The organism is Polaribacter sp. 20A6 (assembly GCF_011378915.1).
GTDB lineage: Bacteria > Bacteroidota > Bacteroidia > Flavobacteriales > Flavobacteriaceae > Polaribacter > Polaribacter sejongensis.
In genome coordinates, this window is the sequence record NZ_WTPZ01000003.1 from 444,257 (window position 1) to 459,837 (window position 15,581).

The 15,581-nt window shown below is 29.0% G+C and carries 12 protein-coding genes; 7 read left to right on the plus strand and 5 right to left on the minus strand.

Annotated features, from left to right (window positions below; translation table 11 throughout):
* The first annotated feature begins 103 nt into the window (after nucleotides 1–103).
* Nucleotides 104–1,456, plus strand: a complete 1,353-nt coding sequence (gene murC / locus GQS57_RS09230; protein WP_165732572.1) for a UDP-N-acetylmuramate--L-alanine ligase — start codon at nucleotides 104–106, stop codon at nucleotides 1,454–1,456.
* Here murC and GQS57_RS09235 read toward each other — a convergent pair.
* The 4 genes from GQS57_RS09235 to trkA all read right to left on the minus strand — a co-directional run bounded on the left by GQS57_RS09235 (nucleotide 1,440) and on the right by trkA (nucleotide 6,607).
* Nucleotides 1,440–2,537, minus strand: coding sequence for a nucleotidyltransferase family protein (locus GQS57_RS09235; protein WP_165732573.1), 1,098 nt, complete (start codon nucleotides 2,535–2,537; stop codon nucleotides 1,440–1,442). The two genes, murC and GQS57_RS09235, sit on opposite strands and share 17 nt — an antisense overlap.
* Complete coding sequence (locus GQS57_RS09240; RefSeq protein WP_165732574.1) at nucleotides 2,527–3,666, minus strand: hypothetical protein; 1,140 nt, start codon at nucleotides 3,664–3,666, stop codon at nucleotides 2,527–2,529. Before GQS57_RS09240 ends, GQS57_RS09235 begins: the two co-directional genes overlap by 11 nt.
* A gap of 89 nt (nucleotides 3,667–3,755) precedes the next feature.
* On the minus strand, nucleotides 3,756–5,258 hold the full coding sequence (locus GQS57_RS09245; protein ID WP_165732575.1) for a TrkH family potassium uptake protein: 1,503 nt from the start codon (nucleotides 5,256–5,258) through the stop codon (nucleotides 3,756–3,758).
* 2 nt (nucleotides 5,259–5,260) lie between these two features.
* Nucleotides 5,261–6,607 (minus strand): Trk system potassium transporter TrkA, encoded by a 1,347-nt coding sequence (gene trkA, locus GQS57_RS09250; protein WP_165732576.1) that lies wholly within the window; start codon nucleotides 6,605–6,607, stop codon nucleotides 5,261–5,263.
* A 396-nt stretch (nucleotides 6,608–7,003) separates the two neighbouring features.
* On the opposite strand from trkA, the gene GQS57_RS09255 reads away from it, so the two are divergent.
* The 6 genes from GQS57_RS09255 to GQS57_RS09280 all read left to right on the plus strand — a co-directional run bounded on the left by GQS57_RS09255 (nucleotide 7,004) and on the right by GQS57_RS09280 (nucleotide 14,335).
* Nucleotides 7,004–9,199, plus strand: a complete 2,196-nt coding sequence (locus GQS57_RS09255; RefSeq protein WP_165732577.1) for a tetratricopeptide repeat protein — start codon at nucleotides 7,004–7,006, stop codon at nucleotides 9,197–9,199.
* 99 nt (nucleotides 9,200–9,298) lie between these two features.
* A complete protein-coding gene (gene radC / locus GQS57_RS09260; RefSeq protein ID WP_165732578.1) occupies nucleotides 9,299–9,985 on the plus strand; it encodes a DNA repair protein RadC in 687 nt (228 codons plus the stop codon).
* A 93-nt stretch (nucleotides 9,986–10,078) separates the two neighbouring features.
* Entirely contained in the window at nucleotides 10,079–11,383 is a 1,305-nt protein-coding gene (locus GQS57_RS09265; protein ID WP_165732579.1) for a polysaccharide deacetylase family protein, read from the plus strand.
* On the plus strand, nucleotides 11,383–12,258 hold the full coding sequence (locus tag GQS57_RS09270) for a hypothetical protein (RefSeq protein WP_165732580.1): 876 nt from the start codon (nucleotides 11,383–11,385) through the stop codon (nucleotides 12,256–12,258). The genes GQS57_RS09265 and GQS57_RS09270 overlap by 1 nt, the downstream gene beginning before the upstream one ends.
* Nucleotides 12,259–12,265: 7 nt before the next feature.
* Nucleotides 12,266–13,234, plus strand: a complete 969-nt coding sequence (locus tag GQS57_RS09275; RefSeq protein ID WP_165732581.1) for a polysaccharide deacetylase family protein — start codon at nucleotides 12,266–12,268, stop codon at nucleotides 13,232–13,234.
* Nucleotides 13,235–14,335, plus strand: a complete 1,101-nt coding sequence (locus GQS57_RS09280) for a GNAT family N-acetyltransferase (protein WP_165732582.1) — start codon at nucleotides 13,235–13,237, stop codon at nucleotides 14,333–14,335.
* On the opposite strand, the gene GQS57_RS09285 is transcribed toward GQS57_RS09280, so the two are convergent.
* Nucleotides 14,328–15,581 (minus strand): oligosaccharide flippase family protein, encoded by a 1,254-nt coding sequence (locus GQS57_RS09285; protein ID WP_165732583.1) that lies wholly within the window; start codon nucleotides 15,579–15,581, stop codon nucleotides 14,328–14,330. The genes GQS57_RS09280 and GQS57_RS09285 overlap by 8 nt on opposite strands.

Below are 15,581 nucleotides of genomic sequence, written 5' to 3' on the forward strand. Positions count from 1 at the left end.
ACCTATAAATTAGCTTGTAAATCAAATTTTATAAGAGTTTACGTCTAAAGATACTTTATATTGTAGTAAGCTTTTGTATTTTTACTTTTTTAAATTTTGTTCGATGAAAATTCATTTTATTGCTATTGGCGGAAGTGCCATGCACAACCTTGCAATTGCTTTATACCAAAAAGGATACCAAATTTCTGGATCTGATGATACAATTCACAATCCTTCTAAATCTCGATTAGAAAAATACGGGCTTTTGCCAGAAGTATTTGGCTGGTTTCCAGAGAAAATAACATCGGAATTAGATGTGATTATTTTGGGAATGCATGCTAAAAAAGATAATCCAGAATTATTAAAAGCCCAAGAATTAGGTCTGAAGATTTATTCTTATCCTGAGTTTTTATATGAACAATCTAAAGATAAAACGCGAGTTGTTATTGGTGGTTCTCATGGTAAAACAACCATAACTTCTATGATTTTACATGTGTTGAATTATCATGAAAAAGAAGTAGACTACATGGTTGGTGCACAATTAGATGGTTTTGAAACCATGGTACATTTAACTGAAGAGAACGATTTTATTGTTTTAGAAGGTGATGAGTATTTGAGTTCGCCAATAGATATGAGACCAAAGTTTCATTTATATAAACCAAATATTGCGTTATTAAGCGGAATTGCTTGGGATCATATTAATGTTTTTCCAACATTTGAAGGATATGTAGAGCAGTTTAAAATCTTTACAGACTCTATGGTAAATGGAGGAAGTATGGTGTATAATGAAGAAGATGCCATTGTAAAAGACGTTGTAGAATCATCAGAAAATCATATTAAAAAATATCCTTACACAACACCAGAACATTTTATAGAAAACGGAATTACCTATTTAGAAACAGCAGAAGGAAACTTACCTTTAGAAGTTTTTGGAAAACACAATCTTCAGAATTTAGCAGGAGCAAAGTGGATTTGTCAACACATGGGAATTGATGAGGATGATTTTTACGAAGCCATTGCTAGTTTTGCAGGTGCAAGTAAACGATTAGAAAAGATTATTGAAACTCCATCAACAGTAATTTTTAAAGACTTTGCACATTCACCAAGTAAAGTAGCGGCAACTACAAAAGCGGTTAAAGAGCAGTATTCTGATAGAACTGTTTTGGCTTGTTTAGAGTTGCATACCTATTCTAGTTTAAATGCAGAATTTTTAGCAGAATATAAAGGAGCCTTAGATGCAGCCGATAAAGCAGTGGTGTTTTATTCTCCACATGCTGTAAAGATTAAACAATTATCAGCAGTTACTGCAGAACAAATTGCTAACGCGTTTGAAAGAGACGATTTAACTATTTATACAAATCCAGATGAATTTAAGGCCTTTTTATTTAGTCAAGATTTAGCGAAATCAGCAGTGGTTTTAATGAGTTCTGGTAATTATGGAGGTTTAGATTTTGAAGAGGTTAAGAATTTGGTTTAGTTTTTATGAAACCAAATTGTTTTAGATAAAATGGAACACTTTTAAAACGCCTAAATGTATAGGTACGATACTCTTTATCAGTAAAAGAATATTGTAGAATTTTCAGCTTATCTTTTAATTTTATATAAGAATTAATTCGATTAATTTTTTTGATTTCTGCTTGGGAGTTTTCTAAAATTAAAAGGTAAGATTTTAAATATTTAGAAGCTTCTTCATTTTTGATAAAAGTTAAACTCTTAGGATGATTCAAAATTTCTGATGCAACAATTGCATAATTATTAAGATATTTTTCTAATTTTTTATTATTTAAAACTCTCTTTTTTGAGGTTGTTTTGTTAGCTAATAAATAGCTGTCATAGACGTTTCTTAAAGTAATAGTTTTAGAAAAATAGAGATTATCATTAATCTGTTTTTGTAAAACGGTAATTAAAGATTGATTTTCAAAAGAAGCAACTGTAATTTTATTTACACTAAAAGAATCTTTTTTTAGAGTTTGGTAATCTAAATACTGAGTGTATGGTTTTTTTAAAACTTTGTTATGCACTTCTACAGCAGCAATACGGTTCTCTTTTACCATTTTAGGATAATGCCAATGAAAGTTCATGTAAACCTCATTTTTAGCGGAATACTTTTGATCTTTTAAAAGCTGAATAGCTTTTTCAAAATCGGTATTAGAAACAATTATATCTATATCACCCACCATTCTTTCGCCGATATCTTCGTACAAACCTTCAAGGAGATTACCTGTTCCTTTTAAGAAAATAGGAGTAATATTATCAGCAAATAAAAGAGTATTTATTTCTATAGCTTGGTCAATAATATCCTGATTTCTATCTCTATTTAAATCAGTAATGTGAATCATATAATTTACTAATTCTTCCGGTAAGTAATGTAAGAAATTGGCTCTTTTAAGATTGCAATACAAAGCAGGAAATACAAAATGACCTGTGCTTACTTTTACAACAGCTTCCCAATCTATTTCTGTAGTTTTTAACTGATTTTCAATTTCTTGTTTGTTTTTTTCTTCCGAAGAAATTGTTAAACACTTGGCAATAAAAAAAAGCGTTTCTTTATAAGTCATTATTAAATATTTTAGAAACAGCTGCTATCATTTCTTCATTATTAGAGTAGGTTAGTTGGTAACAGTTTAAAGTACTAAACCAATCTAAAAATATTTCTGCATTTTCTTTCTTTGGTGATATCCAAGAATCTGGTATTAATTGCTGGAAAGCAGTTACTTTAGAAATTTTCTCACAAGTTAAATCAGCATCTTTTTCATACTTTATAAAAACCAAATCATTACAAGGTAAATGATTGAAATAATTGGTGTTATTGGGCTTTAAATAGCGTACAATTTTATTTAATCTCGTAAAATTATATTCTGCGGTTGTTTCTAATTCTGGATAAATAGGAAGCAACGTTTCTAAGCTGTTTTTTTTAATCGATATAGATGCAGGAAAACTATATACTTCTCTTTTTTCTACATCCATCGGTACAAAATCATCTGCTAAACAAGTAAAACCACTTGCTTGTAAAAGTGCTAAAGAAGTACTTTTTCCATTGCCGGAATCACCTAAAAATAAGATTGATTTTTTTTCATCGCTTACAGCGGATGCATGAAAAACACCCATCCATTCGTTTTCTTCTTTCTGATGAATTTTCTGAATAAATTGCATCGAAAACTTTCCTTGAAAATAATGAATATCGTTACGGCTCCAAGCGCCTATCAGTTGCTTATCAACAATAAGGAAAATAAAATTATTATTTATAAAAACATCAAATTCATAGTCAAATTTAGTGGTGTCGCTTATCATTAAATGTGCAAATTTTGGATGCACTAGAGACAGTTCTTTTTCACTTAAATATGAAACTTTAAAAACAACATTGTTAACTTTGTAGTACTTTATAAACTCATAAGATTTTGGTTTTTCAATATCTCTATAATCATTAATGATTTCAGATTCTTTATTGCTTTTAGGCGTGTAAAACTTTTTTTCTAAGTCTATTATAAAATCTATAGTTCTGTCTATAGGAACTGCCAACTTTTTAGATAAAGCTTCAGCAATTTCTTTTACTGGAATCCCTTTGCTTAACCTTTTTAAAATATCTGCGGTGGTATTTTCTAAAACTAAATATTCATTACTATTCTCAAACCAAACAATAGTTTTGTCTTCAACAGTTTTATACAAGAAATTCGATTGTTTTTTCATAAATAATAAAAGTAACTTTTTTATTATTTATAAAAAACAAAAAACGCCTAAAACTTGAGAGGTATACTATTTAATAATGAATGATAGATTTAATTTTTTCGCCAAAAAAATGGAGTAAATAAAATAAGTACTGTAAAAAGTTCTAAACGACCAATTAGCATTAAAAAAGAGCAAAACCATTTAGCTGCATCAGATAAATGTGCATAACTATCTACCGGACTAACACTACCTATTGCGGGTCCTATGTTTCCTAAAGAGGAAGCAGCAGCACCTAAAGCAGACATAAAATCTAAGCCTAAAAGTGTTAGTATTACAGAGGCTAAAATAAAGATAAGCATGTAAATAATAAAAAATGATAGTATATTAAATACAATAGTTGGAGGTATCGATTTTCCGTCTAATCGCACTGGTATAATAGCGTTTGGATGTAAGGCTTTTTTAAATTCTAAAAAGCTGTTTTTAAGCATTACAATATGCCTAACTATTTTAATTCCACCACTTGTAGAACCTGCGGAACCTCCTGTGAAAAACAATGCAAAGAAAATACCTGTTGCAAAGAAATTCCACATGGTAAAATCTGCACTTACAAAACCAGTTGTAGTTACCACAGAAATCACCATAAATAATGAATGTCTAATAGCGCTTTCTACTTCACCGTAAAGCATAGGGTGCTGAATGGTTGTTTGTAAATTAGGATCTTGAAAAAAGATGATTAAAATAGCAATTAATGCAGAAACACCTATAATTCCAACAAAGTAATATTTAAACTCTTCACTTTCAAAAATTTTACGAATCTTCCCTTTTAAAGCAAAATAAGTAATTACAAAGTTAGTACCTGCCACAAACATAAAAAAGATAATAATATATTGTACAAGAGGTAAGTTGTTATAAAAAGCGACGCTACTATTCTTTGTAGAAAAACCACCTGTACTCATTGTTGCCATAGCATGATTAATGGCATCAAACCAAGTCATACCAGCAACTTTTAGTAGAAAGAATTGAGCAAACGTTAGCGATATATAAATTAAATACAAGCGTTTTGCAGTATCTGTAATTCTAGGATGTAATTTATCTGCAGATGGTCCTGGGGCTTCTGCCATAAAAAGTTGCATTCCTCCAATACCTAAAAGAGGCAAAATAGCAATGGTAAGAACAATTATTCCCATTCCTCCAATCCAATGGGTTGCGCTTCGCCAAAATAAAATTCCTTTTGGCATGGATTCTATGTCGGTTAATATGGAGGAACCTGTGGTAGAGTAGCCAGATATAGTTTCAAAGAAAGCATCTGCAACGCTTGGTATTGTACCAGAAAACAAATAAGGAAGCATTCCTGTTAAGGAGAGAATCAACCAACCTAAGGTAACAATTAAGTAACCGTCTTTCTTTTTGATATTGGTGCTTTTAGGTTTGTTTAGAAAGTAAAGTAACAGTCCTGTAATTACTGTTACAATTCCTGCATTTAAAATTCCCCATTTAGCATCTTCTTTGTGATACACACTAAACGGATATGCAATAAACATAAAGAATCCGTTTAATATTGCTGTAATACCTAAAAATCGAAATATTATTTTGGTGTTTAAAGTACTCGTCATATTTATTTAAATAGGCGTTCTACGTCACTTATAGCTTCTGGTAAACAGAAAACAATTACTTTATCACCCGTTTTAATTTGCACATTTCCGTGAGGCATAATTGCTTTTTTATCTCTAATAATACCACCAAAAATAGCTTCTCTAGGAATGCGTATATCTTTAATAGGATATTCTGATACTTTAGCACCTTCCATAACTTCAAATTCAAAAATTTCTGCATCTACGTTATGTAAGTTGGCGAGGTCTAAAATTTCACCCTTTCTTATGTGTCTGAAAATATTACTTGCTGCAAGTAGTTTTTTATTAATTAAAGATTGAATTCCAATAGTTTGAGAAATATCGATATAATCCATATTTTCAACCAAGGCAACCGTTTTTTTAACTCCTTTAGATTTTGCCACTAAACAAGACATAATATTGGTTTCAGAGTTTCCTGTAACAGCAATAAAAGCGTCTGTTTCTCTAATGTTTTCTTCTTCTAGTAGTTCTAAATCTCTACCATCACCATTAATAACCAAAGTGTCGCTTAGTTCTTCTGCAAGAAACTCTGCTTTATCCTTTTTCTTTTCTATAAGTTTTACTCTAAAATTATCTTTACAAAGTTTTCTTGCCGTTTTTTCTCCAATACTACCACCACCAAGAATCATTACATTCTTAATCTTTAGTCGTTTTCTACCTGTAATAGGGTAAAGATCATTCATACTATAATTAGGAACACAAAAGTAAACTTGGTCTCCTATTTCATAAACAACATCTCCTCTAGGAATAATTGTTTGAGATTCACCTTGTCTTTTAATTGCAATTGTAATAAAATCTACATCAGCAAACTTTTGTTTTGCATCTTTAACGGTTAAATCTACAATGGGAGATTTATAGGTTAATGGAGTACCCAACACATTAAAAATACCGCTTTCAAATGCTACAGTATCATTAAATGAAGATTGATTTAACAGCATTTTTATTTCATTAGCCGCTAATTCTTGAGGCGAAATCATAAAGTCTAAACCAAATTGTTTAAAATCTACTTCACAATTATTTAGAAACTCAGGATTGTCTATTCTTGCAATTGTTTTTTTAGCCCCTAAAGATTTTCCAATTACAGAAATAGTAAAGTTGGTATTCTGACTATCGGTAACCGCAATTAACAAATCTGCAGATTCAATTCCAATTTCTTTTAATAATTTTATGGATGTAGCATCTCCTTTTTTAGTAATTACATCTAAATGGCTATTTAGATATTCTAACTTTTCACCATCAAAGTCTATGATATAGGTGTCTTGAGATTCGTAAGAAAGAAGTTTAGCTAAGTGAAAACCAACGTCTCCAGCACCAGCTATTATAATTTTCATAATTTAAAGTAGTATGTGTTGGCAAAGATATAAAGAGTTTTCATGGGAAAGTGAAATAAATAGATTTTTTCAATTTTAAGTATGTATCGGTTATTTTGCGTATTTGTAAAGATAATAGTAGATATCTGGGTAATCAGTGTAAAATATTATCAGCATATAAATAAAATGATCAGAAATATTTTATTGCTTTTCGTGGAGTAAAAACAATTGCTATTCTTTTTTTGTTTCAATAAAAATATGTTTTTTCTATAAAAAATGATAAATATCTTATTTTCTATTAAATAGATATTTTAGATTTACTGCTACAATTTATAAATCATAGCATTCGTGAAATTAACCAACTTACGCTCATCCGTCTTTTTAAAAATAAACTTATTTTTAATCTTTTCTTTGTTTATGATGTCTTTTTTTTCTTGTGATAAAAAACAAGATTATAAGGCTGTGGTCGCTGATAGTAGTGTTTTTCTTTCGGGAAAAATTATTCCTGATGATCATTTTTTAGGAGATCAGAAGTGTAAGGAATGCCATCAAGATCAATTTAAAAGTTGGGAAGGTTCTCATCATGATAAAGCGATGGAAATGGCCGATAGTGTTTCTATTTTAGGTGATTTTAACAATCAGAAATTTACAAGTCAGGGTGTGACTTCTCTTTTTTATAAAAAAGACAATGATTTTTATGTAAATACGGAAGGACCAGATGGTGAAAATCACGATTATAAAATAATATATACGTTTGGTATTACTCCTTTACAGCAATATATTGTTCAATTTCCTGACGGACATTACCAATGTTTAAGAACTGCTTGGGATTCTGTAGAGAATAAATGGTTCGATTTATATCCAAATTTTAAAGTAGTGCATTCTGAATGGTTGCATTGGTCTAGAGGTGGTTTAAATTGGAATAATATGTGTTCTGATTGTCACTCCACAAATGTTCGTAAAAATTATGATGTAGAAACACATAGTTATAATACCGAGTTTGCAATTATTAATGTGAATTGTGAAGCGTGTCATGGTCCAGGAAAAGAACATGTTGCCGATGTAGATAAACTTGGTGAAGATTATATGGATAGTGGAACTTTTCAAATGACAATAGAGACGGGGCCTAAAGAATTGGTAGATCAATGTGCACGTTGCCACATGCGAAGAGAGCAGTTTTCTGGAGCCTTTAATTTTGAAGGTACAATGTTAGACCACTATTATCCACAGTTACTAGAATCTCCTTTATATCAGGCAGACGGACAAATTTTAGATGAAGATTATGTATATGGTTCGTTTACGCAGAGTAAAATGTATCAAAATGATGTAACTTGTACAGATTGCCATGATGCACATTCCTTAAAACTAAAATTTGATGGAAATAAATTGTGTGCTCAATGTCATGTTCCAGAAAAATATGATACTCCTACACATCATTTTCATGAACAAAATACCGATGGGGCAAAATGTATTAACTGCCACATGACCGGAAGATTTTATATGGGAAATGACTTTAGAAGAGATCATAGTTTTAGAGTGCCAAGACCAGATTTAAGTGTAAAATATGGAAATCCAAATGCCTGTTCTGGTTGTCACACAGATAAAGATGATGTTTGGGCTGCCGAAAATTTTACAAAATTATTTGGAGAGGTAGATTCTATTCATTATTCAGAAAAATTAGCACCAGGAATAACCATGCAACCAAATGGTCATGAAGGTTTAATTGATTTGATGCACGATACGCATCAACCAGAAATAGTAAGAGCGTCTGCAACAAAGGTGTTGGCTAATTACAATGCACAGAATTTTGTGGAAGATTATATTTCACTTTTAAATGATGATTCTGCTTTGGTTAGAGGAGCAAGTGTAGATGTTTTAGGTGGTATAAATACCACGGATTATAATGCTTATTTTTTACCTTTATTAGAAGACCCAAAAAGAAGTGTTAGGGTAAAGGCTTTCTATGGTTTAGGAGGTTTGGCTGAAACAGATGTGCCTGAAGTTTATAAAGAAAGTTATCAAAAGGTAAAAAAAGAATTTTGGTTACATATCGATACAAATTCAGATTTTGTAGGGGTAAGAATGAAAAAAGGAGATTACTTTTTAAAACAAGGGAATATAGAAAAAGCAATAGAAAATTTTGAAAGTGCACAATCTATTGATGTTATCAACAATCAAATACGAATAAATTTAGCAACGTTATATTATAATATTAAAGAATATGAAAAGGCTGAAGCAGCTTTTAAAACAGTAATTGAACAAGAGCCAGAATATGGACCTGTTTATTACTCTTTAGCTTTAATGTATGCAGAATTAAATAGAGAAGATGAGGCAATTGAGCAACTTAAAATAGCGATGGTAAAAATGCCAGACAATATTCGTGTTTATTATAATTTAGGGTTGTTGTACGATAAAAAACAAGACTTTAAAAATAGTGAGAAAGCATTGGTCAAAGGTCTAAAAGTGGATGCACAAAATGAAGGTTTATTGTATGCGTTGGCTTATTTATATTCTAAATCTGATCAAAAACCAAAAGCGAAAAATATTGTACAAAGATTGGTTGATTTGTATCCAAATAACCAACAATATAGAAATTTTTTAAATCAATTATAATCACTTTGTAGTAGGTAACCTTTATAAAAGGTTTCGTTTAACAGGTTAAAAAAGGTAAAATAGTTAATTTTCATTTTTGTATTTTTATAAAAAAAGAAAATGGAAAAGTTAACGATTAAGTCTTGGGCTTTAGATGATAGGCCAAGAGAAAAGCTGTTAGCAAAAGGAAAAACGGCACTTTCTGATGCTGAATTAATTGCAATTCTTATTGGATCTGGCAATAGACAAGAAAGTGCTGTAGCATTATCTAAACGAATTTTGCAAGAGGTAGATGGTAACATAAATGAACTTGCAAAATTATCCGTAGAAAAATTAACCACTTTTAAGGGAATTGGAGAAGCAAAGGCAATTGCTATTATTACCGCCTTAGAAATTGGTAAAAGACGACAATTAGAAATTGCATTAGAAAAACCAAAGATTACCAGTAGTAAAGATGGTTTTAATTTAATGCAACCTGTTATTGGGGATTTAGAGCATGAAGAATTTTGGGTTTTGTTTTTAAATAATTCTAACAAAGTTTTGGCAAAAAGTCAGATTAGTAAAGGAGGTTTAACTGCCACGGTTGTAGATGTTAGGTTGCTGTTTAAAAGAGCCTTAGAATTGGCATCTGTTGCAATGATTGTTTGCCATAACCATCCTTCAGGTAAATTACAACCTAGTAATGCCGATAAACAACTTACTCAAAAAATTAAAGAAGCAGGAAACACTTTAGATATAAAGCTGCTAGATCATTTAATTATTACCGAAAAAGCGTATTTTAGCTTTGCAGATGAAGGGTTGCTTTAGTTTGCAGTTATCGATTTTAGTAATCATTTAAAAAGAGTACTTGAAATTATAACTGAATACTGAGACTGAAAACTGAGACTGAAAACTGAATACATGATACTAGTTTACACACATAAAATTACACCAAGAGTTCGTTATATTTTTAAACATATTCTTACAAGAACTTTATTAATTCCGGTAGATTTTACTTCTAAAGTAGAAGAATTTGTAGCTTTTAATGGTCCTAAAATGACCTACACAAAAACACCCTTAGGGAATGAGTTTTTTGTGAAAAGTAACAATTTATTGTTTGAGCAAGGTGTTAATGATATGGAGATTTCTATGCAAAAATGGGATGAAACTCCATGTTTCTTTAAAACCGGACCAAAATCTTCTATTCCTTTTGATGTTTTTGCGGCCAGCTTTTATCTTATTACTAGATATGAAGAATATTTACCACACGTAAAAGATATTCATGGTCGTTATACTGCAGACCAGAGCTTGGCTTATAAAAAACGTTTTTTAGAAAAACCAGTAGTAGATATTTGGGCTTATAAATTATTAGATGCTTTAAAAGAAAAGTTTCCAGATTATGATTACAAAAATCGTAAGTATGAGTTTATTTCTACGGTTGATATTGATAATGCGTATGCTTATAAGTATAAGAGCTTGATAAGAAGTGTAGGTGGTTTTATTAATGATTTACTTCATTTTAGAGTGTTAGATGTTTGGAATCGATTTGCAGTTACGTTCAATCTAAAAAAAGATCCTTTTGATACTTTTCAGAAAATTTTAGAGATTAAAAAGGAATATAAAATTAAAACCATCTTTTTCTTTTTAATTGGCGATTATACTACTTTTGATACCAATGTTTCTGCTTCAAAAAGTAAGTACAAACTACTTATTAAAGAAATGGTAGATTATGCAAAAGTGGGTTTACATCCTTCTTATTTTACCATGCACAATACTGCTTTATTAAAAAAGGAAAAACTGAGATTAGAGAATATTATTAATTCTCCAATTCAGAGGTCTAGGCAACATTATTTGCGATTTAGTTTGCCAGAAACGTATCAACATTTAATAGATTTAGAAGTAGAAGAAGATTACTCTATGGGCTATGCAAGCAACGTAGGTTTTAGAGCAAGTACGTGTACCCCTTTTTATTTTTACGATTTAGATTTCGAAATTCAAACTCCGTTAAAGGTGTTTCCATTTGCATTAATGGACACTACTTTAAATGATTATATGAAGCTAACACCTAAACAATCTTTAGGGAGAATAAGAGACATTAAAAATGAGGTAAAAGCGGTTAACGGAACTTTTATAACCTTATTTCATAACGAGAGTTTAAGTGATTATTTACGTTGGAAAGGCTGGAAAAGACTGTATGAATCTATGATTAAAATAGCTATTTCATAATGATTCAATATGTTCAAAGAAGAGATATAGATGTAGAAAAATATGATGCTTGTATAGAAAATTCTATTCAATCTAGAATTTATGCTTTTTCTTGGTATTTAGATATTGTTGCAGATAATTGGGATGTTTTAGTTTTAGGTGATTATAAAGCAGTGATGCCACTGCCATGGAAACAAAAATATTTTATAAAATACATTACACAACCTTTTTTTTGTCAGCAATTGGGGGTTTTTTCTATAGAAAATATAACTGAAGATTTATTTTCGGATTTTTTGAGAGCGCTACCAAAAACCTTTGTGAAAATTAATTTACAATTTAATTCAGATAATTATCTGATCGAGAAAATGAGTTGTAGAATTAATTATACCTTAGGATTAAATCATAATTATGATACTATTTTTAAATCTTTTTCAAAAAGAAGAAAACGTTCTGTAAAAGCAGGAGAAAAAAATAATTTACTTATAGAAAGTAGTTCTATATCAGATTTAATCAAAGTTAAAAAGGAGTTCTATAAGCATATCAGTTTTCCTGAAAACTTGATTAAAAAATTAGCAGATTATATCATAAATAACGATAAAGGATTTATTTTAGGTGTTTTTAAGGATGGTATTTTATTAGGAGGCTCGTTATTTTTAAAATCTAATAATAGAATTATTTACTTGTTTTCGGCTTATAATAATGAAGCAAGAAAATTAAATGCATCGAGTTTTTTAATAAATAATGTTATTAAAGAATATCAAAACTCTAATTTTACATTAGATTTTGAGGGGAGTAACTTACCTGATATTGGTTCTTTTTTTAAGAGTTTTGGAGCCGAAAATGAACGTTACTATTATTTAAACTCTAATGCATTAAATACTTTTTTTAATATATAATGAAGTAATGAATCCTATTTTAAAAAAACTTATTGCAGTATCTAATCAAAGGGTAATTGTACCATTTTATCACAAAGTTTCTGATGAAAAACCAACCTTTGAAAAAAGTTTATATCCATCTAGAAAAATTGCAGACTTTAAAAATGATATTGAAGTTTTAAGTAATTATTTCAATCCTATTTCTATGAAAGAATTTATAGAAATTTCTAAGTCTAAGGTTCAATTAAATCAGAATTATTTTCACTTAACTTTTGATGATGGTCTTTCTAACTTCTACAAAACAGTAGCTCCAATTTTAAAAGAAAGAAATATACCTGCAACTGTTTTTGTAAACTCAGATTTTGTTGATAATAAAGCGCTTTTCTTTAGATATAAAGCTAGTTTATTATTTCAAGTTTATGAAAAATCATCCGTAAAATGTAAAAAAGTATTTCATGATTTTTTTGAAGGTAAAGAAGCTATAGAAGAAATTTTGTTTGCAATTAATTATAACAATAAACATATTTTAGATGAATTAGCAAATGCTGTTAATTATAGTTTTGAGGAATATCTAGAAACGGAGAAACCGTACTTATCTTCTATTCAAATTAATGAATTGATAGATATGGGGTTTACTATTGGGGCACATTCTAAGAGCCATGCTCTATATGCAGATATTAGTTTTAAGGAACAAGTTACCCAAACTAAAGAAAGTATGGATTGGTTGGTTAGAGAGTTTAATTTAGAAGATCGTTTTTTTTCCTTTCCGTTTACAGATTTAGATGTTTCTAAAGAGTTTTTTACTAAACTATCAGAAGAAAAAATAATAGATATTAGTTTTGGTACATCAGGAATTAAAAAAGATGATATTAAAACTAATTTTCAAAGAATACCTTTTGAAATTGGAAATAGAAAAGCAGAAGACTATTTATTCAAAGAATATATGAAGTATTTTTTGAAGATTCCTTTTAAAAAAAATAAGATACATAGAAATTAAATGGTTACTATCAAAAAAATTTCGCTTCAAGAATTGGATAGCTATGTAAATTCTAAGGAGTTTATCAACTTACAAAACAAGCCAATATCAAAAGCTAGGGTAAGATCGTATATAAATAATCCTAGAGCTCATAAAAATGATATTGTGTTGTTTATGGCTTTTAAAGAGCACCAAATTATTGGATATAGAACTGTTTGGGCAGATATATTTTATAATCAAGAAAAAAAAGTGTCTTTTGGTTGGTTAAGTGGAAGTTGGGTACATCCAGAGTTTCGTAGAAAAGGAATTTCAACACTCATTTTTAATGAAGTTTTAAAAGATTGGGATTACAAATTAATGTACACAAATTACTCTGAAACCTCTAAGTTATTGTATGATAAAACAACGCAATTTAAATTGTTACACAGTTTAACAGGAACAAGATATTATATTAGATTTAGTCTTGCTGATATTTTACCCCCAAAAAGAAAGATATTCGATTTAACAAAAAGGTTTTGGTATTTTGTTGATGAGGTTTTAAATTTCATTTTTGATCTTCGATTTACTTTTAAAAATCAAACTAATAATAAAAATATTCAAGTAAAGGTTAATGAAGTTTGGAATGAAGATATTGTAGTTTTTCTTGAGAATTTTAATAATAATTTATTTAAGAGAAAAGAAAATGAATTTCAATGGATTCAAAATTTTCCTTGGATTTTAACGAGTGAAGAAGTAAAACAAGAAAATAAGAGTTATTTTTTTTCTTGTTATGCAAATCAATTTGAATCTGATTTTTACACAATTTATAATAAAGATCAGAAATTGATTTCATGTTTGATGATTACAATAAAAGATGGTCATTTAAAAATTCCCTATTCATATTCTACAAATGAATATATGAATGAAATTTCAAGCTTTATTGTTGATATTTGTCTCCAGAAAAAGGTAAAAACAATTGTTGTTTACAATCGTGAATTGGAGAGAGAATTAAACCAAAAGCTACTATTTATAAAGAGAAAGACGTTTAATCAAAAGTACTTTGTAACAAATAAATTGAGCAGCTCAATTTTAAAGAATACCATTTCGATTCAAACAGGAGATGGTGATGTGGTTTTTACTTAATTTTTTTATATAATATTTTAAACCAAATTAAAGACCCAATCCCAGTAAGCCACATTAAAATGGCAGACGTAATAGCAGCTCCTTTTATTCCGTATAGAGGAATTAGAAAAAAATTAGCAATAATATTTATTACCAAGGCTAAGCTTGCAATGTAATAATTTACATGTGCCTTTCCTATTGAGGAGAGTAGGTTTCCAAAAATACCCCTAAATATATATATACCTGTAATACCTACCATTAGTATTAAAAAAGTATCTACATAAATTGTAAAATTAGGATCTAAAATAGTTAAAATTTGTTTTGCAAAAAGAAAACTAAATAACAGAATAAATGAACTAATAATGAAGAAAAATAACATATAACTTTTTATATAGTTTAGCGTATATTTCTTATCAAAAATATTCTCTGTAAAAGTTACAAAGTCTGTAGCAATAAACAATCTAGGTAAAAAAAGTAAACTAAAAGGAATCAACGAAATATACCTATAATTTGTAACCAATTCAGTGTCTTCTAATATGTAACCGATTAATAGAATATCAATTACAAAGAGTAATTGTGTTAAAACATTAGATAAACTTGCAAAAAAACCATACTTCCAAAAAGAAAAATTTGTAATAGATAATTTTATTTTTGATGAAAAGTCAATATTTAACTTCTTTATAAATAATATTGATGTTAATAGAGGAGGTACTATAAGAGCTATTGCATAACCAATTTCTTGAAAGAAGTAACTTAAAGTAAAAACGCTTAATAAAAATATAACACTATGTACTGCATCTATGTAAGCATATGTTTGGTTGTCGTGTTGTAGTCTAAATTGATTTCTAATAATATTATATAAGAAAGAAGGCAGTATAATAAAAGATAAAATTATTATATAAGTAAAAGTATTTTCGAATTTAAAATCGATAAAATAACTAACACTAATAATTATTAGTACTAATACTAAAGATGCTAATAAACCTTTTTTTAATACATATAAAAAAAGACTGTTTTTTTCTTCCGTAGTTTTAATTAAAGCTCCATACCTTATTAAACTTTGGTGTAAACCAAAACCACTTATAGGGATAAGAAATGTTATTATATTATATGCAAATAATACAACACCTAACTCTTTGTTCGGAATTAATTTTAAAGCAAGCCAAGAAGCAATAAAAGATAAAATTCTAGCAAATGCAGTTGCTAAAAAAACATAACTTCCTTTACGACTAAGAAAACTTGAAATATAGGATCTAATTAAATTCAA